The 21380-nt window shown below is 46.6% G+C and carries 13 protein-coding genes; 8 read left to right on the plus strand and 5 right to left on the minus strand.

All coding sequences use genetic code 11. From position 1 onward, the window contains the following. The first annotated feature begins 567 nt into the window (after positions 1-567). The 6 genes from QFZ81_RS28670 to QFZ81_RS28695 all read left to right on the plus strand — a co-directional run bounded on the left by QFZ81_RS28670 (position 568) and on the right by QFZ81_RS28695 (position 11805). A complete protein-coding gene (locus QFZ81_RS28670) occupies positions 568-2379 on the plus strand; it encodes a hypothetical protein (protein WP_307605559.1) in 1812 nt (603 codons plus the stop codon). An 80-nt stretch (positions 2380-2459) separates the two neighbouring features. Next, positions 2460-2807, plus strand: a complete 348-nt coding sequence (locus QFZ81_RS28675) for a helix-turn-helix transcriptional regulator (RefSeq protein ID WP_307605560.1) — start codon at positions 2460-2462, stop codon at positions 2805-2807. Positions 2808-3060: 253 nt separating this feature from the next. Further along, positions 3061-4002, plus strand: coding sequence for an ABC transporter permease (locus tag QFZ81_RS28680; protein WP_307449387.1), 942 nt, complete (start codon positions 3061-3063; stop codon positions 4000-4002). Between the two features lie 18 nt (positions 4003-4020). Then, positions 4021-4896, plus strand: coding sequence for a carbohydrate ABC transporter permease (locus tag QFZ81_RS28685; RefSeq protein WP_307439073.1), 876 nt, complete (start codon positions 4021-4023; stop codon positions 4894-4896). 66 nt (positions 4897-4962) lie between these two features. Beyond that, the gene (locus tag QFZ81_RS28690) at positions 4963-6636 is read left to right on the plus strand and encodes an extracellular solute-binding protein (protein ID WP_307439071.1); all 1674 of its coding nucleotides are present in this window, start codon (positions 4963-4965) and stop codon (positions 6634-6636) included. Between the two features lie 117 nt (positions 6637-6753). Further along, positions 6754-11805, plus strand: coding sequence for an OmpL47-type beta-barrel domain-containing protein (locus QFZ81_RS28695; protein WP_307605561.1), 5052 nt, complete (start codon positions 6754-6756; stop codon positions 11803-11805). A gap of 812 nt (positions 11806-12617) precedes the next feature. Here QFZ81_RS28695 and QFZ81_RS28700 read toward each other — a convergent pair. Next, positions 12618-13541: a Gfo/Idh/MocA family protein gene (locus tag QFZ81_RS28700; protein WP_307439067.1), complete on the minus strand. Its 924-nt coding sequence runs from the start codon at positions 13539-13541 to the stop codon at positions 12618-12620. After that, complete coding sequence (locus QFZ81_RS28705) at positions 13541-14821, minus strand: MFS transporter (protein ID WP_307439066.1); 1281 nt, start codon at positions 14819-14821, stop codon at positions 13541-13543. The genes QFZ81_RS28700 and QFZ81_RS28705 overlap by 1 nt, the downstream gene beginning before the upstream one ends. 125 nt (positions 14822-14946) lie before the next feature. On the opposite strand from QFZ81_RS28705, the gene QFZ81_RS28710 reads away from it, so the two are divergent. Then, entirely contained in the window at positions 14947-15504 is a 558-nt protein-coding gene (locus QFZ81_RS28710; protein WP_307439064.1) for a hypothetical protein, read from the plus strand. Between the two features lie 449 nt (positions 15505-15953). Here QFZ81_RS28710 and QFZ81_RS28715 read toward each other — a convergent pair whose 3' ends face one another. Together QFZ81_RS28715 and QFZ81_RS28720 are read right to left on the minus strand one after the other, a co-directional pair. Continuing rightward, positions 15954-17462, minus strand: coding sequence for a leucyl aminopeptidase (locus QFZ81_RS28715; protein WP_307439062.1), 1509 nt, complete (start codon positions 17460-17462; stop codon positions 15954-15956). A 44-nt stretch (positions 17463-17506) separates the two neighbouring features. Then, positions 17507-18520, minus strand: a complete 1014-nt coding sequence (locus tag QFZ81_RS28720; protein WP_307605562.1) for an aldo/keto reductase — start codon at positions 18518-18520, stop codon at positions 17507-17509. A gap of 234 nt (positions 18521-18754) precedes the next feature. Here QFZ81_RS28720 and QFZ81_RS28725 point away from each other — a divergent pair, with 234 nt between their 5' ends. Continuing rightward, positions 18755-19915, plus strand: coding sequence for a PepSY-associated TM helix domain-containing protein (locus QFZ81_RS28725; protein ID WP_307605563.1), 1161 nt, complete (start codon positions 18755-18757; stop codon positions 19913-19915). Positions 19916-20016: 101 nt separating this feature from the next. Here the strand turns inward: QFZ81_RS28725 and QFZ81_RS28730 are convergent, their stop codons facing one another. Next, positions 20017-21351: an anti-sigma factor domain-containing protein gene (locus QFZ81_RS28730; RefSeq protein ID WP_307605564.1), complete on the minus strand. Its 1335-nt coding sequence runs from the start codon at positions 21349-21351 to the stop codon at positions 20017-20019. Positions 21352-21380: the final 29 nt, after the last annotated feature.

The following is a 21380-nucleotide window of genomic DNA, read 5'->3' on the forward strand; positions in this document are numbered from 1 at the left end:
GATACACATACCCGCCATTCAAGCTGTTTCAGCTGAACTGGCGGGTTTTTATTTATTCTCCTATTTGCACTATCCCTTTACCCAGAAAGAAAGAGAAAAAGGTTTCGCAGTGCTTTATTATTAATGTATATAGTTCATTGCCGGGGGTGGGGCAGGATCATATCTTTCTGGAATGGTTTTGGTGGGGGGTTCCATTTTTATCCAGTTTATGATTCAATTGATTTCAATTAGCTTTTTCTTCTCCTTTCGTTCCCATTCAGTCCTTTCTGAAACATGTTTCTGAGCAGTCTACAAAATTACCTCCAAAACTTCCTCGAACATGAACCAAGGGGATAGTGCTCATAGAAACTCTCAATTACGACTAACTCCCCTCACCAAGCTTATCCTGAACCAAAGGGATAGTGCCTGTAAGGTGAAATATATAGAAATGCCAGTATCGAGCATATTCACTTATACAAGCATGATCCCTGAATATTTTGCATATAACGTACGACAGTGAACGGTCGCAACACGAACGCGGCAGAACTGTTATTTCATTGCATATGGATTAGTTAGAGGAGCGTTTTTATGACCAAACCATGGTTTTATCGGCTTTTGTTTTCCTATTTGCCTGTATTTTTCATGATCACTTCCGTGCTTATTGTGCTTATTATTCTTTCGATCAGCCAACTGTCCAAAAAAGAAGCTGAAAATGCAAATAAAACGTATGCCTTACATATCATGCAGTCGGTTGACTATGCCTTGAAAACGATTGACGAATATGTGATCAAGGAACTGCAAACAAACAATCGGATTGACCAGTTTTTTGACAACAAGTTTGAGGGAAATCCCTATTACTCCGCTTATGAAGTCACCGAGTTGATTCGGGGGATGATGAATTACAACAAGTTTATTGATTCGGTTTATTTTTACCGGGTTTCTGATCAAATGGTCATTAGTCCAAACACGATGATAACGGCAGACCGTTTCGGCGATGAAGTGTTCATAGAAGAGATGATGAAGAGCCCTTCTCAATATCAGCTGACGAATCAGCGGATCTTTAAAGAATTTGCTGAAATGGATCAACGTAAAGTTGTCATTTCTTTAGTTCGAAAGATTCCTCTGTTATCCGGGCAAAAAGGCATCGTCGTTGTCAATATCAGCATGGATTCTATTGGAAGAATGGTCGGTGACATGTCCAATTCAAAGATCAGCTTTATCGAAGTATACGATCCCGAAGGCAAACAGCTGATGGCATCCGGAAATGCAGATGGAGCAGTAGGATCTAGGAAAAGAGGGTCCGAGCTTACTCGAATCCATTCCAATTATACAAACTGGGAATACCGCAGCGGTCTCAACGATGACTATTTATTTACCTTCACCTCTGTATTCTCTTATGTATGGATCGGATTGGGACTAGTTATGGTTGTCCTTGGCGGGGTCTGGATAACCTATGTGACACATCGAAATTATCGGCCGATTAAGTTGATTATGTCCCGTATCCATGCTTATTCCGAACTAAAATCAATGGGAGTCGAGGGCAAGAAACAAGACGAATTCCAGTATATTGATCGAGCCATAGGCAATCTCATGGAGTTATCCAGCCGCTATGAGAAGCAGCATGAGGAAGATATTGTATTCCGACGGCGGCACTTTTTCAAAGAATGGCTGGAAGGCAGCCGGGCGGTCGATTATGAAGACTGGAAATCCGAGATGAATCGGCTGCAATTGCCTTCTAGCTTCGGTCAGCTTGCTGCGGCGGTCATCGAGATGGATAAGTATATGGAAGTATGCCGAATGTTCTCTCAAAAGGATCAAGAACTGCTGAAATTTGTACTAAGCCGTGTTGTTTATGAAACTGCTGAACCGCTTGGCCTCACTGTATGGGCGGAATGGACGGCTACACACAGGCTTAGTGTTGTGATATTTGCCGATGAGAATGTCAAAAACAGCGAGAAGCTCGCAGCCAATCTGTGCGAAAATGTTCGCTCATGGGTCGAGCAGCATCTGCATTTCCGCATTACGCTTGGTGTCGGACATGTGGTTGGACAAGTTCAAGAGCTAGTACATTCCTACGAAGCGGCCATCCATGTTCTTCGCTTTAAATCGACTTTAGGAACGAATCGAGTCTTGTATCATTGGGAATCTGAAGCGTCCGCAGAGAAGGAAATGTATAAGCACTTGCCTCTGGTCAAATCACTGGCTCAGTCGTTTCGCTTGGGGGACAAGGGATGGAAGCCGGCCTTGGAGCAAATTTTCACTGAATTAAAAGTCGGGTTATTTTCATACGATGAGATCCGCAATCTCATGAATTATTTAGTTTATCATTTACACCGGGAGATGATGGAGCTCTCAGCCGAGCTGCAGGGGAGTTATGGCAAATCACGCTGCCCCAGCTGAACGACGTCATTGAACAGTTCGATACGATCGAAGAATTATATGCAGAGTGGTTTCACAAGTTAGAAGAAGTATCGCAGCGGATGGCTGGTATTCGTGAAGACAGAAGCACACATGCCGTCATGAACCAGATTCGCACCTACGTGGAGACCCATTATGCAGATCCGGAGTTGTCGCTTACCTCGCTAAGCGAGCAGTTTCAGCTTCATGCCTCGCATGTCAGCCGCGCATTCAAAGAGGAGTTTGGCGAAAAATTCGTTGATTATCTCGTTAAGATCCGGATGGAACAAGCGAAAAAGCTGCTCCAGAGCAGCCGTGACTCCGTCCAGGACATCGGTGGCAAGGTTGGATACACGCATGCTATTTCGTTTATACGCGCCTTCAAGAAGTATACGGGCGTCACGCCCGGCGATTATCGGAAGCAAGAGTAATCATGCCATTTTTCAAGAAAAGTATATCGTTAATTGTTGTTTATTCACCTCTGCATCAAATCCACTAAAGCCTTGTACAGCAAGGGGTTTCAAAAGAGTTTATTCGCTAATTCATGTATATTGAGAATGTTTGCACCTCTGAGGTACATTGATTCCATCGACGGCAAGGGTGCAAAAGATGGTTCGATTTTTACGCTAAAGGAGGTGACACACGATGCCACATACACCGCTAGACAACATTCAATCAGCCCCTATGATTACTACACGAAGATTTACCCGCCATGCCGCCAAGTCGCTGCAGCCCCGTCGTCGTTTCAAGCAAAATATGCCGCTGTTGATTATGTTTGTACCGGTTATCGCTTACTTTATTATCTTTAGATATTTTCCAATATTAGGAAATATAATTGCCTTCAAAAACTATAACTTGATGGATGGCATATGGGGAAGCCCATGGGTTGGCCTAAAGTATTTCAAGGCCCTTTTCACCCAACCCCAGACGCTGACCATCATCCGCAACACCGTCACATTGAGCTTATTAAGCATTGTCGCTGGATTTCCATTTCCGATTATCATTGCCATCCTACTGAATGAAGTTCGCGCCATGCGTTTCAAAAGGATTGTGCAGACGCTAATCTATATTCCTCACTTCTTCTCATGGGTCATTGTCGGAGGCATTATCGTTACGATATTCTCTCAGCAATCCGGTATTGTTAACAAGCTGTTGGAGCTATGGACGGGTCACACCACTGCCTTCTTGTATCAGGAGCATAGCTGGATTGCTATCTTCCTCGGATCTGGGATTTGGAAGGAAGCCGGATGGGGAGCGATTATTTATCTGGCTGCTCTTACCTCGATCGATACGCATCTGTATGAAGCGGCCAGCATCGATGGTGCATCTAAATGGAAGCAGATCTGGCATGTCACGCTGCCCGGCATTCGCAGCACGATTATTCTCATGCTGATTCTGAGTATGGGTAATGTCATGGAAGTCGGGTTTGACCATGTGTACACGCTCCAAAATGCAGCCGTTTCGGATGTCTCGAATGTCATCAGCACCTATATCTTTATCGTGGGTGTCCAGGGAGGACAGTTCAGTTTAACGACGGCGGTCGGGTTGTTTGAATCTCTGGTCGGCTTCTTCTTCGTCGTCCTTGCGAATCAACTTGCCCGTAAATTCGATCAAGGACTGTGGTAAGAAAGGAGCCTCCCCATCATGAAACCAACATGGGATGAGAAAATCTTTTACACGATCAATTATATGTTCCTTGGCCTTGCAGCTCTAAGCTGCGTTCTTCCTTTGATGCATATCGTATCTTTATCTCTGAGCAGCTATCAGGCGATTGTATCAGGGCATGTAACCCTGTGGCCGCAAGGCTGGACTGTAGAAGCGTACAAAGCCTTATATGTTGGCACGAATTTGGTCAAAGCCTTTGGTAATAGTGTCGTAATTACCGTTGTAGGCGTTGTACTAAGCATGTGGTTTACAATCATGGCGGCTTATCCGTTAGCCAAGAAATATTTCTATGCCCGTCGCTTTTTTACACTGGCTATCGTATTTACCATGCTGTTCGGAACACCGTTAATTCCTCTGTTCCTGATCGTGAAAAGTCTCGGCTTACTAGATACTTACGGTGCCATATGGATGCCGGGACTGATCAGCGCGTTCAATATGCTTGTGCTTCGGACCTTCTTTATGAATGTGCCGGAAGAGCTTGAAGAGGCAGCACGCATGGATGGCTGTGGAGAATGGAGACTTCTCACCCAGATTATTCTCCCTTTATCCATGCCAGTCTTGGCTACGTTGACTTTATTCTATGGCGTCGGATATTGGAATTCATTCTTACACGTACTTATGTTTATCAATGACAGCACACGAATGAATTTGGCGGTTATGATTCAACAGATGGTCGCCAGCCAATCGATTCTTCAAGAGCTTAATTCCGTAAGACCGGATGATTTGCAGCAAATGACACCAGAATCCATCAAAGCGGCCGGCGTGATCGTACTCATTGTGCCTATGCTGATTGTTTATCCATTTTTGCAGAAGTATTTTGTTAAAGGGGTCATGATCGGCGCGATTAAAGGATAACACGAAGGGCAACACAAATTAACTTGAGCTGTTTTAGGAAACGAATTATCTAAGGGGGGTACATCCATGTCTATGTTACGCAGGGGTCATCGAAAAGCTCTACTGTCCACACTAGCTTTAATCGCAGTATTGGCAGGCTGCTCCACAGCTAAAGTCAACGATCCAGGGGCTTCGTCAAGTCCGAATGCGACCCCAGCAGCCGAACCTGCTAAAAGAGGAGCGATTAACGTTTCCGTCTATGATCGGGGCAATATTCCTCCAGAAGAAGGCAACTGGGATAAAAACCGTTGGGTGGAGTGGATCAACAAGAACGGTCCTGTCGATGTTAAATACACACCCGTTCCCCGCTGGGAATCGTTCCCGAAATTTAATGCCTTGCTTGCCTCTGGAAGCGCACCGGATTTGATTCTGGAGTATGATGCCAACTACAGGAACAGCTGGTATTCGCAGAAGCTGCTGATGCCGGTCGATGAGATGATTGACAAATACAGCACAAACTACAAGCAAATCCTGGAGAAATATCCGCTGCTGCGCAAGATTGGTACGAAGGAAGACGGCAAGTTGTATGAAATCGGGCGTTTGAATGTCGTGGCCCCGCATCATCGTCTCTTAATCCGTGAGGACTGGCTCCAGAAGCTGAACCTCCCTGTTCCGACGACGACCGAAGAATTGTATAACGTAGCCAAAGCATTCGTGAACCAGGATCCGGACGGCAACGGTAAAAAAGATACGTTCGGTATCAACCTGAGCGGCGTCGGCTTCTCCGTGATCAGCCACATCTTCGGACGTTCGATCGATTGGGCTGAGCAAAACGGTACATTTGTACATGATTGGGAACGCCTCCAGGCATCTGTAGAATTCCAGAAGCGTTTGTTTGACGACGGATTAGTCGATAAGGATTTTCTCACGGATAAAAACGGACAAAAAGGCATCCAAGATTTCATGAACGGAAAATTAGGGATTTTCGCGATCGACAGTGCATGGTTTACCATTTCGAACTATGAAACTTTGAAGAAGAACAACCCTACGGCTAAGGTCATTCCTATGGCTTTACCGAAGAGCCAATTCGGGCAGTTCAGCCCGATTATCAGCACACCCGTGCAAATGGTCGGTGTCGTCAATGCCAAAGCGAAGGATCCGAAAGCAATTATGCAATATATTGACTGGATGGTGGATCCCCAACATGCAAGCCTGCTAAAAAACGGTATTGAGGGTACACATTCGCAAAAAGGCTCGAATGGCTGTTTGCAGCCTATCGATACTGAGAAAAATAAGAAGGAACTGTACACCGACGATCTGAATATGATGAGATCTGATTTGCTGCTGGGCAAATGTGCGGAAGTGTATCTGGTGAACTTGCGCCCAGAAGTGCCAACCCAGAAAGAACTGCTCGATATCAATCTCAAATCCAAAGAAATCTATATTAATAAAGATCGTCCTATTCCTTCGCTCGGCTATGACTTCTTACCGGTCTTGCCTGATGATCTGCAAGCGATTGTCAAAAGCACAAGTAAATCCAACAACATCGATAAAGGCGACATTTGGTTGAAAGCCTTGGTAGGCGGCACTGGCTATACCGCACAGCAAGCTGTGAAGGATGCCAAGGATGTATGGGAAAAAGCAGGCGGCAAACAAGTCGACGATTATTACACCAAATGGTATGAGAATAATAAGACCAAGGCTTTTAGTATCGATGATCTGTACAAATTCGCTGAACAGTCTCAGAAAGAGTTGAAATAGAACAAAGGAGGAGCGGCGCTCCAATATTAGATGGATCGGAGCGCCGTCTACACATGACGTGGACCCCGGATAGGATTAGGGAATCCTATTGATAATCTCAGTCATCTGGAGGTAATTATGAGATCCCTACACAAGTCAAAACTCCTTGTTTCAATCCTTCTGTCGGCAATCATTGTCTCACTGCTCCCGCTCTTTCCAGCGTATCGTGCTTTTGCTGCGGGAACAGGTATTACCCAAGACTACTGGAACAATGTTCCTGGTGGGAAAGTAGAACAGATTCCATTAAAGACTCCTCCGTCGGGTTCGAGGTTACTCGCTAACTTCGAGACACCGAACAATACGGGGGATCTCTATGGTTCTCGCGTTTATGGTTTTCTAACGCCGCCAGTCAGCGGAGGCTACACCTTCTGGATTGCAGCGGATGACAGCTCCGAGTTATGGCTGAGTCCGGATGGCGATCCTGCGCACAAAGAGAAGATAGCATCTAATACCGTCTTCGCCAAGCCCAGAGAGTGGGGTAAATCCCCAACTCAGAAATCTGTGGTCATTCCGCTATCCAGCGGGAAAAGATATTACATCGAGGCGCTGCACAAAGAAAACACCTCTAATGACAATTTGGCTGTCGCCTGGCAAGGGCCGGGAATAGCCCAACAGGTGATACCTGGCACTTACCTGACACCTTATGTGCTGCCTGATGCGCCAACTAACCCCGTGCAGGACGATACAGCAAATACATTCGGATGGACACCCATTCCCGGTTTCTTGGATGTGGCTGCCTATGAATACAGCACAGATCGCGGTTACACGTGGCAAACCGTAACAACGAACCCGCTTCAACTGGACAATATCAATTACACGACGGGACAAATACAGGTTCGGTTGAAAGAAACGTCAGCTCAGCCTGCCGGAAAGATTCTGTATTCAACCGCTTTTTACACGCTAACTACCGTGGAACAGCCTGCGCCGGTTTATACAATGCTTTGGAAAATCGGGCTTGATAATCAGCTTTCGACTGAATTTAGCGATTATAAATCAACACCCATTGAGTCCTTCAGCCTTCCTTCCGACTGGGCCACTCGCACAGATTGGAGTTCGGTATCTAAAGGACTGAAGCTTAGCCGCAACGGTTCTATGGTTATTACTTACAACTTGCCTGCGATCCCGGAGCATGGCGTACAATTCAGCTTCAGGAGCTTGGATGCGTATGTATCCGTTCCGCAACTAGCTGTATTTTCAAATGATACGATGGCCGGTTTAATCCAAATCGTCGGCTTGAACGGCGGGAATACGACTCGGAAATTCAAAGAAACCTATGAGCTTTATATTCCTAAGGAAATGCTGAAGGTTGGAACTAATGAACTGAAGCTGTCATTGGATCGAGGCTTGTATGCTGGAACTGAAGGTGATGAATATCATTGGTTTGAATGGGATTATGCCAAACTTGAGGCATTAGGGGCTCCAGCTGTGGAGCCGATTCACGGGAGATATACCCATCTTGGAACAGCGCTTGTCTCTCATGTGTTGAAAGACCGCGATCTGCAAACGATGGAAGTAACGAAGTGGCTGGGACTCGCCTACAGCGGGAACGTCATTCGTTCCAGTCAATTCTCACGGGAATGGCTGACTGCTTTACGCGATTTGAATTTGGCACCGGTGCTGCTGCCATTCGGAACCTATATCAAGGACCCTGAGCTTTCGTCGGGAGTCGTCCCAGAGAAGCTTAAAGAGTACTACAACAATCTCATTGCGGAAAATGGGGATTTGTTCGAATACTTGGAGCTTGATAATGAACCCGGCGTGTTCAACAATGCCTTTGCCGCCGATTTGGCTCTTGCTAAGTATGTTAGTGAGCAGAAGCCTTTGCTAAACCCTTGGTTGAAAGCGGTTTCTCCAGGCTGGGCTTACTGGCCCTCCAAAGGAATTCCCGATGGCTGGGAGCGTGATCCTGCCTACCGCAGACAGATTGAAGACTATACCGATATGACGAACGGTCACAGCTATACCTTAAGCGGGATTTCGAGTGGTGAGGGAGGCGCAGTCGTTGAGACGTTAAAGACTTTCCCTGAGTATCAGGGTGACGGAATGGCAAAGCCGATGATGATGAGTGAAACGGGAGCTAATGATTTTCATACCGACAATAACCGTTACGATACGTTCACGCATCGTTTTGCCTCTATCTTTGATAGGGAAACGCGCAGTACCATCGGCTATCTCGATTACATCATGCAGCATGCGGCTTACTTCCGAGAGTACAGTTTGCTCAAAGAAGACATCGAGATGAAATCCGCTGACGATGCCGAAGCGTGGATCAACACGAGCGATCCCGATGAAACGCGTTTGAAGGTTTTCCGCCGTTTAGCGTTAGCCTACAGTACGCATGGCAAACCGCTCCCTTATGTGTTTACAAATCAGAATGAGCTTGCCGGGAAAAAAGCTTATTTCCGCGCGGTGGATACGTCAAGCCTTGGTGTGAGCAGTAGCGGAGCAAAATCCAATAAAATTCTGCTCAATTTTGTTAATTTTGAAACGACACCGGTCACGATGAACGTCCACGTCACGCTGCCTAATAACGCCCAGTATGCGGCAGAACGCTTTGGCGCAGGCAGCACGTATGCGGCTGCACGCAGTTTTACGACCATTGACGCTGCTTCGGGCGCGCAGTTATCAGAGACACTTCAACCGGGCGAAGCCGTCCAATACATTTTGACCACGTTAGAACATTCAGCACCAAGCAAGCCTACGCTGCAAGCACGGGCCGTTTCATACAAACAAATCAAGCTGACTTGGCAGCCTTCTACGGATAATGCCGAAGTAGCCGGATATAAGCTCTATGATAACGGCGTACTGCTCGCTAAGCTGCCGAAAGCCGTAACTCGTTATTCACACCAAGATGTTAGACCGGAAAGCGCACACTTGTATACACTGATCGCTTATGATGATTCGGGCAACGAATCCGTACCGAGCGACCCTTTAGCCATTTCTTCCTTATCATTACCGGTATCTCCTTTTACCACTACGTCTACGGGAGCTTTGCATGTTGAAGCAGAGCAAACGGAACTGGAAGGAGTGACCCATCATGGCACATTCGTCGGCATGTACTTTACACAAGGGCGGATGAATATGCTCAAGGCACCTGTAAAAGCAAATACCAATTATATTCTTAAGCTTAAATATAGTTCAGCCGCGAACAAAAAGGTGAATCTCGTTATCGATAATCAGCTGATACGGGCCCTTGATCTGCCGGGAACGGAGCCAAACGTCTATACAACAGTCGAATATAACGTCATGATGCCTGCGGACATAAGCAACCTTGTCCTGTCCATCGTCAAGAGCAGCGATAATGTGTTCGCCTTCTTCGATTGGTTCGAGCTGAAAGAAGGCATCTTGGATGAAACACCGCAAGCACTTTGGACGAATGTCATTCATTCCAGTACGAATATGTATTATTCCGCCCCTACCTTCGCTCTCGGCGCCAATGGAGCAAATTTCCATGAAACGACATCGCCTGGCGATTACACAGCTATGGGCTTTAAGGGTACGGGTATCCGTTGGTATTCCGATATTGAGTCTACTTTAGGCGAGGCAGATGTTTATATCGATGATGTCCTGCAAGCAACTGTGGATTTGAAAACAGCGAACACACAAGGCGCGAAGAAGGTTGTTTTCGAAAAGACCGGTCTCCCTATGGAAAACCATATCATCAAAGTTGTCGCTAAAAACGGCCGGATCATCCATCAATCATTCGAGTTTTTGAGTTTGGAACGCCAACCCTTAACGCCAGGCCCCGATCTTATCGTAACAGATCTTGGAACGGATCCAGCAGATCCGTATGCCGGGCAAACGGGAATTCGATTCTATGTCACGGTGAAAAATGTCGGTATTCTCCCAACCCCAGCCGGCAAAATAACTGGTGCCGTGTTTGGATTGAACGGCGGCTCGTTTGGCTATACGGATACGTATAATCAATCCATCCCGGTAGGCGGCAGTGCAACACTTTATACGAACGCAGGCGGTGAAAATGGGTATTGGGAAGTGCCTAATGGAGAAGCCACCTACCAGTTAAGCGTCAATATCAATGATATCGGACGATTCACTGAGATGGATCGCACGAACAACACCAAGGAGATGACTTTCCAGGTGAAGAAGCGAGATGTCACCCCTCCTGTGACAACAGCGACAGCGGATGGGGCAACTGGGGCAGGCACATTCAACAAACAAGATGTGCATGTTACGTTTACAGCCGTGCATCCGACTGTTGGCGTTGGAATCAAACAAACGGAGTACCGAATTCAAGGTGGAACATGGCATCTTGTCACAGCTCAGCCGGTCACCTTCACCGATGAAGGGGTGCATCAAATCCAATACCGCTCGATTGATGTGGCGAATAACGAAGAAGTGCCCAAAGATTTGATTATTGGCATCGATAAAACGGCTCCTTCCACCACGCACACATCATTAGAGGGGTGGCAGCGAACACCGCAAACTGTCACATTAGCGGCATACGATACTTTGAGCGGTGTACAACAGACCTTTTACATGCTAGATGGGGGAACAGCCACTGCCGGAACCTCGGTTACGGTAAGCACCTACGGTGTGAACACGATACACTATTACAGTGTTGATGCGGCAGGCAATCAGGAAGCTAGTCATTCTGCGGAGGTACGCTACGATCCGCAAGCTCCTGAAATCAACATTGCCGGTCCTTTAACTGTATTTTGGACGGATCCGATTGTACTGAATGTTGGTATCACAGATGCTTTAAGTGGAGTGGCCACATCTCTGGTTAAACTGGACGGTGCCGTTGTTAGCCCTAACATTAACCTCCAACCGCTTAGCTTGTGGTTAGGTCAGCATACGATAGAAGTAACGGCAACCGATAACGCGGGTAATACGATCGTACGTACCTTTGTATTGAAGGTGATCATGGATCTCGATCATTTGGACGATCTGCTCCGTTTATTATGGAATTTAGGATATTTCCCAAATCAAAGCACTTATAACAGCTTTCAGAACAAAGTTACTCAGCTTCAGAAACTGCTAAACCAAAGTCAGCTTAAAGATCCGACTATCTTTGATGCTGTCATCAAAGATGGCAAGTATACGGATAGTAATACCGCCAAGCTGCTTCGGGATGCCATTTTATATCTGCAGCAAAAATTAGGGAAGTAAATAGTAAAAAAGGGGTATCTCATCCAAAGTCACTTTTGGATGAGATGCCCCTTTACCGTTTTCTGTACCATGCTAGCGCACCAAAATTTTCCTAGGGGAACGTCGATGTCCTATTTGGACGAAAAACCCCGAAATCATGCGGAAGAGGAACAAGACGCGTTATTTCACTGTTTTTGCCTCTGGATCGTTCATTTTGCCGAAATAACGCACTCATGTTCCCCAAATTTGATTTCTGGCGTAGGTTTCCTAAAATAGCCGCTTGCTCCAGAAATGAACTTTCGGACAAGCGGCGTGTGCTTCACAACCTGATAATGGATAATTTACTTCAAGTTAAGCAAAACTTTTTGAAAGAAGGACTACCTTGAGCGCTCCTTGCGCACAATCTTTGTGCGCTAGCGTCCGGTGGCGACGAATCTGCCGCCTTTGCGCACAATTTTTGTGCGCTAGCGTCCGGTGGCGACGAATCTGCCGCCCTTGCGCACAATTTTTGTGCGCTAGCGTCCGGTGGCGACAGATCTGCCGCCCTTGCGCACAATTTTTGTGCGCTAGCGTCCGGTGGCGACGAATCTGCCGCCTTTGCGCACAATTTTTGTGCGCTAGCGTCCGGTGGCGACGAATCTGCCGCCTTTGCGCACAATTTTTGTGCGCAAAATCAGTGGTGGGCGCTTAGCCTCCAAGCTAACCGCCACACTTAGAACTTAGAACGGGACCCTGCCCTCTGAATTTTATACTTTATTATAAAATAACGAATCGACGTTCCGCCACATCTTTTTAAACGAATTTATGTCTTGAATCTTCGTTTGGCACCCTGTTTACTCGGACAAGCGTTCCACTAATTGATGTGACTCTAGAACAAGATCTCCACGGATGCTGCATGCATTCGGATTGTCCAAACTGTCCAGGAAATGCTGAACAACACCAGCAAAGCCCCTTCTTTCAAGCACCGTGTCCCAGCTCCCAAAAGAGCGAACGCGTGGGGCGGCGCCTTTTTCATAAAAAACGGCTGACTCTAGGTTCGTTACTTCTACCGATCGGCCGCTGCCGTGCAGCTCAACTTTTTCTAAATCAACACCTGCAAGTCTAACCATACTGTAATTGCCTAGAGAAGAACCGAATGTCAACGTCCCTGAAGCATGGAGCAGTTTGCCTTCTTCATCGACTTGTTGGTTGTATGTACTCACTTCATACGGGCTCTCTCCAAGCCACAGCAAAAGGTCCAGCATGTGAATCAGGTCATCATACAACGTCTCTTTGGCGCTATGTCCTTGCTGTTTGATGCGGTGCTTAACGGCTGAACACCAATCGAAGCCGCCTGCCTCCTGCAGCCATTGCTTAGCCTCCATATAAAGAGGAGCAAACCTGCGGTTAAACCCCGCTGCCAGCAAAACGCCTTTTCGCTCCGCATAAGAAGCCATCTCGGCGGACTGTGCCCAATCGTAGGACAACGGTTTATCTACATAAACAGCCACACCTTGCTCTATACTTTTCATAGCCAAATCGTAATGGGTTGATGTCGGACTATGTACGAAAACAGCATCCAGCCCTTGTGCAAGAAGCTCATCTAAGTTCGTTGTCCCATAAGGAATGCGATACTTTGCCTTCATCCGTTCTACCGTCGCCGGAGTGGAGCTCATGATGCCTACGATATCCACTTGTTCGTTTACCGATAAAAGAGGCAGATACACTTTTTGTGCGATATCACCTAGACCAATTAATCCAATTCTTTTCTTCGTCACTAGGCTTCACTCCTCATTTGTTTTCCCAGCACCATACGTCCAACCAACAGTCCAAGTACAAGTAAAACAGCACCAACCACCGTAGAAACACCATATATTTGCACCCACATCGGGGCATCCGTAATCAGGGCATATACTTTTCCGCCAAAAATAGGTCCCAAGAAAGCGGCAAAGCCGGTGAAAGCCGAATATGTGGCAATATACATCGGACGTTCGCTCTTCGGTGTGTCGCCAATCGTAAACGTGAACACCATTTGATTAAACCCACCAAGCCCAATGCCAAGAACGATATGAACGGCATACAGAACAACAATGGCTGGAATGAAAGCAATTGCTCCCCATAATAAACAAGCAAGCGCAATGATCGGTAAGGACCATAGCAGCAAGGTTTGAGCCGTATAACGCACATTCAGATTGCCCCATACATAGTAACTGGCCATCATGACCATGGTATGAACGACCGTAATTAACGAGACTGTTTCATAATTAATTTTCATCAGCTTGAGCATGACATAAGAGAAAAGCGGCACGGTTACCCCTTGCACGAATAAAAACACAGCCAAAAAGAGAATCGCTTTAAGAAAAGCACGATCCTTCAACGGCTTCCCAATCATCCCTACCGGATTCGTTTCCGTAGATGGCTCGAAGGGTGGATTCGGATATAAACCGAAGGCCAGTATATTTAAGACCACACAAACGCTGCATATGATAAATAAATAGTTAAATCCTTGCCCGCCTGGATAACGATCCAAAATTTGTCCGCCAATGAAAAGAGCTAGAGAACTTACCCCGCCTAATATCGTGTTGCGAAGTCCAAAATATCGTCCTCGAACCGGACCCGGCACCGCATCACTAATCAGTGAGGTCCAAACGATTCCACCCGCGGCATTTCCCAAATGAGCAGCCGTATAAAGCACAATATACATGACAACCCACAGATCTTTGGGAAATAAAAAAGGAATCAAGCCCACTGAGGTCCAAAGCAATCGGTGTGAGGAAGCAAATATAAGCAGCATCCGTTTGCGGTTTCTGAATTTTTGCATGACCACAGCCATCCCAATTTGAATGATATTGACGACAGTTGTAATGGCCAACACCAAACCAATTTCGGTTGAAGTTGCTCCTAAATAAAGCAAATAACCCGTTAGAAACGGACCGCCAAGGAGCTGAAATATTATAACGGCCGGAAACCCCTCCAACGTTGCGATGAGCAGACTTTTTCGGTAGGAGGATGCTTTTTTTCTAGGTTTTCGTAAATAATCCGCAATCTTCATTGCCATACTCGCCTCCTGATGTAATTCTTATGATGGATGACTGATCTTAAAGTTTACAAACTATAGGGCGCTTATGGTAAAATAGGACTGACTACCTAATCTATCATGTCAGGCGGGATCACCCAAATATTATGAAACCAAACCATTTTGGTCTTATCACAAGCTTATTACTCTTTTTGACTTTCATTGTACTCTCTCTCATGTTTCAGTCAACCATTTATTTGTATATCGCCAGCGTATGTCCGCTTCTCATCGTTCCTTTTCTTCCCGATATTCGATCAAATCAGTTCATTAAGCCGAATCAAGCTAAAGGTGCTGTAAGATTGATTACAATGGAGAACAAGGACAAGGCTGATTCTGATTTTCTTGTTATCTTGTTTGAACCAGGGTATGTAAGATGGAAGCGCGGGAAGCTCTTTTTCAACATGGAAGATATCATGAAAGATGTCTATATCAAGCCAGATCCTCTCGCCGCCACCATGACGGTGTTAAAATATGATCTATTCCTACATCGACGCAAGAAAAATTGGATCGGCATTTCCTTAACACAGCTTGAACAGCGCACCGAGCATCTCTCTTATACGACCAATGAAATCAATCGTCTGGTCATTCGGATGTCCGACGTGAATGAATTGCTTCAAAGGCCTGTTAATCAGCCAGCTGCAGCTGGACAAAGTATTGGCGCCTAGGAAGATTAAAAAAATCACCCTGCCTTGAGCTATTACGCCATTCAACCATTATACTTCATGGTAGAATGACAATAGCTTGATGACGGGTGATTTTTTTGTGGTGATGTTGGATAAACCCAAAGGTTAAGCTCATGGTTGGGGAGCTTGTGCAAGTGATGCTTCCCATTAGGAGTCTCCAGAGGCTGTTATTGAGAGAAAATCGCGTAAAAATCGCCAAATAAGAGGCTTTTGAGACTTCTATTTCCCCCGTATGATGCCGAATTCTACAATTCTCCAGTATATAGGAGCCTTTAGGGTCTTCTATTTGCTGCATACAAGCTTTTTTGGGTCAAATAAGAGCTCCTAAAGGCTGCTATTTATTTCATATGGCGTGGGAGCAATTAGTAGCGTTTTTCAAAAACCGCCTCAGAAGCATCCTAATCTGATCCTGCTCATCACGGCCATAAAAACTAGTTAAGTTCGTCCTCACACAAATAAGCCGCTAAAGTACGAACCATGACACCTGTTGCACCCTTAGGTTCGATGCCTTTGGCCGACCATAGCCAAGCTGTGCCGCCTGTATCCAGATGGATCCAAGGCGTTTCTTCGGCGAAGTAGCCGATGAACAGACCTGCTGTAATGGCTCCTGCCCAGCGATCGGATGAAGTCGCATTCTTAACATCGGCGACATCACTCTTCAGCATGGCACGATATTCCGGATAGTTTGGCAGCTGCCATACTTTTTCTCCAGCCGCCGAAGCTGCTTGGAGCAGCGGTTTCAGAAACTCGTCATCGTTCGTCACAGCGCCAGTCGCGACATCGGCGAAGCAGATTAAGATGGCCCCTGTTAATGTTGCAACATCAATCAGGCGATTCGCTCCCAGCTGCTTGGCGTAGGTCAAGCCATCGGCCAATATAATGCGGCCTTCCGCATCTGTATTTAATACTTCCACGGAATGTCCGCTTAGCATCGTCACGATATCTCCAGGGCGATACGCAGAGCCAGACGTCATGTTCTCCGCCGCAGGGATAACCACGACCAGATTCACCTTCGGCTTCAGTTGACCGACGACGTGCAGGGCACCGAGCAGTGTAGCGGCTCCGCCCATATCGCTGATCATTTCTTCCATGCCGTCGGGCTTCTTCATCGAGATCCCGCCGGTATCGAAGGTCACGCCCTTGCCGACGAGGCCCAGCACGTCGGCGGAATCTGGATCACCCTTATACTGTAGGGTGATCATGCGCGGCGGGTTGACGCTGCCTGCGCCAACCGCGGTAAGCCCGCCCATCCCGCGGGCGGCAATCTCGTGCTCGTCCAGCACTTCGCAGGCGAAGCCGTAGTGCTGGGCGAGCCGAACGGCTTCCTCTGCGATGGAAGCCGGAATGAGCTTATTGCCCGGGAGGTTCGTGAGATCCCGGGCATAGTTCGTGCCCTCCGCAACCGCCTCAGCGGCTGCGATCGCCCCTTCCAGAAGCGCTGCATCCGCAGCAGCTTCTGTGAGCAGTACCGCCTGGCGCAGCTCCGCGCGCGCATGCTCGGTCTTGCGGTACGCCGCGATGCGGTACGTACCGAGGAGCAGCCCTTCGGTCAGCGCCGAGGCGGCTGACCGGCTGTCGAACCCGCTTGGCAGCTTCAGCGCCAAGCGTTCGAACTGCAACGCGAGTGCCTTACGCGCTGCAAACACCGCGGCTGCGCGCAGCGTATCGCGTGACGCTGCGGGGCCGAGCCCCGCAACGAACACGTACGCGTACGGCAGCAGCCCGTGGGTCGGCAGCGCCTCGAGCTCGCCTGAGGCGCCAGTGAATAGACCCTTTGCGCACATGCGCTCAAGGGCCTGATCAAGCTGCGGTAGTCCCAGGACATTGTCCTGGCGCAGCTCAGCTTCACTTAGGCAGACGAGGATTGCGTCTGCCCCCGTTTCATTATCCATCAATGACGTAAAAACGCCCGTCGTTACATCCGTAATTTTAGCAAACATAGGTAATTCTCCTTAATTTCAAGTAGTTTCTATTGTCACTCCAATTAATAAAAAGATGCGGCCTTCTGCACCACTGACTGCATGGGCAGCTGGTAAGGACACTTCTCTTCGCAAAGCGGTTTCTCTTTGCAAGGATCATGGTCTGCACAGCCTACTATTCTATCCTTTTGTCTTTGGAAAAATCCGTCGCCCTTCGGCAGCAATCCGAATTTCTCTCTAAATCTACTCGCAATCATCACGTCCGGAATTGAGATTTCGAGCGGGCATGAACAATAATTGCAGCGTCTGCAATCGTGTTGACCCAGCTCTATAGCCAATTTCTCCAGCTCCTTGCGCTCCTCGGCTCCTACTTCCTGCTCCTGCGCAGCCAAGTTTTCTTGTACTTCCTTGATGCTCACCATCCCTGAGATCGTAACATGCACGTCTTGACTGTAAGGATAGCGGATCGCACGGTCAACCGGTTGAATAAACCCGCCGGACAAAGGCTTCATCGCCACTTTCATTAAATCCATCTCTGTCGCTTTTGGGATCAGCTCATCAAGTGCAAACGGCTGCGCCAAATTGAGATGAAACAAAATCTGCGAAAATTGCCCTTTGGCAATCCATTTCGTTAGTAAATCTGGACGGTGTCCGGAAATGCCGATAAATCGCACTTTCCCTTCCCGCTGAGCCTCAAGAGCAGCTTCATAGGCTCCGCCAATATCCATCGCTTTCTTAAACTCGCTCACATAATTCACGTAGTGAATTTGCAGTAAATCTACATGGTCTGTTTTCATACGAACCAAGCTTCGCTCAATTTCCGCTTTCGCCGTTTCGTAATCACGTGCCCCTGTCTTCGTCGCTAAGAAATACTCCTGTCTGCGATGGGAGATACACTCGCCGATAATTTCCTCGCTGTTCCGGTATGCTGCTGCAGTATCAATATAATTAATGCCATGATCCAAGGCGTAGTTCAATGCTTCTCTTGCTTGTTCTAGAGGTACACTTGGAAGATTCATAGCACCAAATCCAAGTGATGAAACGTTGTAGCCGGATTTACCGAAAGTCGAATATCTCAAGCCAAAATCTCCCTTCCAACTAAGAAAATCATTCATAATTGCGCTTGCAACTATTGTAATACAACTCGGTCCTACTTTCCATGCAATAGGCGTTTATAGACGCTATCATGATATTCAATGACAGCAATCGCACTTGACTAGCAATAAATGTATTGACAATGAAAGTGATAATCATTATCATTCTAAACAGACTCATGATTTTGATAATCATTCTCAGTTATGGAAGGGGCTATTATGCGTAAATTATTCTTACAAATTCATCTTTGGGTAAGTTTACTTCTAGGCTTATTCATTGTTGTCATCTGTACGACAGGCAGTCTGCTTGTCATTGAAAATGATGTAGAGAAATGGATACATCCACAGCTTTATCAGCCTACGCCAGGTCATGCCTCATTACTCGACGTTCAGCAGGGTGTGGAGCAAGCTTTTCCAGGGTTCAAAATGGATCGAATCGAGCTTCCGACAGAAGATGGTCTTTATCATGTAAGACTAACCAAAGACGCGAATGGCAAAGCTTCGACTCAAAATGTTTACGTTGATCCAGGTTCCGCCCATGTACTTGGGCCTGTAGGACCTAGTAGAAATATTTTCTTTACGAAGGTTCTACAAATACACCGTTATTTACTTGCTCAGGATGTACTTGGTAAAGCTAATGCTTCCATTGTCGCCGGCTTCATGGGTATCGGTCTCATCATCATTCTAGTCACAGGTGCTTATCTATGGTGGCCCGGCCTTCGCAAATTCGCTCTTGGTTTCCGAATTATTCGAAACAAAGGTAAGCTTGCCCTCAATCTTGGTCTACATAAAACAGTCGGTATAGTAACCATTCCATTCCTTCTCGTATTCGCCCTCACAGGCACGGCTTATCAACTTGATAAATATGTGTTTGGATGGTTGGGGATGTCGACCAAAACCGAAGCAGCTGCCTCTTGGAGCAAAACCACAAACATGAACGGTTCACCGCTTTCTCTTGACACCATCGTTCAAAATGCGCAAGAACGGTTTCCTAACCTTAAGCTGCTCCGAGTCCAACTACCCACAAAGTCTGATCAAACATATCAGTTAGCGATGAAAGAAGGTTACAGTCCGAGTGGCTCCAGCAATGTTACGGTCTATGAAGACCCCTACACGGGTGAAATTTTAGGTAAAACTAATCCAAATGCTCCAATGGCGTTTTACAGCGCTTGGAAAAGAGGTTTGCATTTCGCAACTTGGGGTGGTGAATCTGTAATAATCGCGAGCTTCCTTATGGGCATGATGCCCTTGTTCCTCATGATTACAGGGTTGGTCATTTGGCAATTCAAAGCTAGAGCGCGCCGCAGAAGTAAAAGCTCTTCCCGCATCAAAGAATCTCCTCCAACAACAATGGTTCCTTTGATGAGCTCTGCCGAATAAAACATACATGAACACCCCAGGCATAGCTTCACGTAAAAGTGAAGTATGCCTGGGGTGTTTATCTTGGGTGCTTATGTACATTTCTATTCTTTTAATTCTTACTAATCCCTTTTATTATCGTTGTTCTTTGAATCGTTGTTCCGATCACTCCAACTCCAAGGGAAAACGGTGCTTCTATCATTTTCTGATTTCGGTTTCTGCGTTGGCTTAGCAGATGGCTTATCCGTCGGTTTGCTTGAGCTTGTTGGCTTACTGGAGGGCTTTACAGTAGGTTTCGGCGTTGATGTCGCTCTAGGCTTTGAGGATGATTCTTTCTTAGAATCATCCTCATTGTCATCATTCGAACGGTTCGGCTTTGGCGTTGATTTGTTGTCATTATTACGATCGTTGCCATTTCTATCGTTCTTGTCGTTCTTATCATTCTTATTATTATTGTCATTCTTGTCGTTCTTGTCATTCTTCGAAGACGGTGTTGGTGTTGGTTTCACCGTAGCCTTGCCATTATTACCGTTCTTACCATTGTTATTTTTATCGTTCTTATCATTTTTATCGTTATTCTTGTCATTGGCCGATTTCTCGTCCTGAATTTGTTGAATTTTCTCGCTGAGCTTTCCGGATTTTTCATCTGCGATTAACCTTTGCAGAGACGATTTATCGATCGGCTTATCCGGCTTTACCAGTTTATCAATCCCGCCGTTATCCTTCGCGAGTTGATGAATTGACACCGTTTTGATGTCATCGAGAGATACTTTCGCACCATTGTCTACCGCATTCAAATATATCGCGTACTTCCCTGCCGATACACCGCTGGCCTTCGCCTCTTGTCTTACTTCTTGCGGGGCGGCGAACGCAGTCACTTCATAATTTTTAATTTGATCCGGATGGGTCTGCTCTATATGCTTACTGACCTGAGCTTTCAGCTTTGTAGCAATCGCCTGATCATTCACATCCGTTTTTTGTTCTACAATCGTTGAGCTGATGATGATATCTGCTTCACCTCTAGCAAGTGCTCCCTGCTCGGCTTTGTCTAAAATATCGGATGTGACAGCTTCTAACGACTTCCCCTTATAGACTAACGTTTGAATTAAGTCATTGCCATCTGAATTTAACCCAATTAAATCCTGAACTACTTCATCATTATCAATTCCTATTTCTACACTAGGATTGATATCTATGGTTACGTAGGCAACCACTTGGCCGCCTGGAACGGTTCCTGTCAACGTTGATACTAAGACAAAGCATAGTACGATTGCCGCCGCCAGTCCCGATGCAATAGCCATTTGCGGTACACGCATACGCCGCTTCACAGGTGCGTATAGTATCTCTTCCCCAACTTCACAATTCCGCGTTCCCCTCGGAAGCTTATCGAACCGACCCTCTGGATTCATGACAATAATGGAGCTGTCGCTTAATTCCATTACGATTCCCTTGTTCATGCGCTGTTCTTCCTTTCTTTATGCTTTCC

Source organism: Paenibacillus sp. V4I9 (assembly GCF_030817295.1).
Taxonomy (GTDB): domain Bacteria; phylum Bacillota; class Bacilli; order Paenibacillales; family NBRC-103111; genus Paenibacillus_E.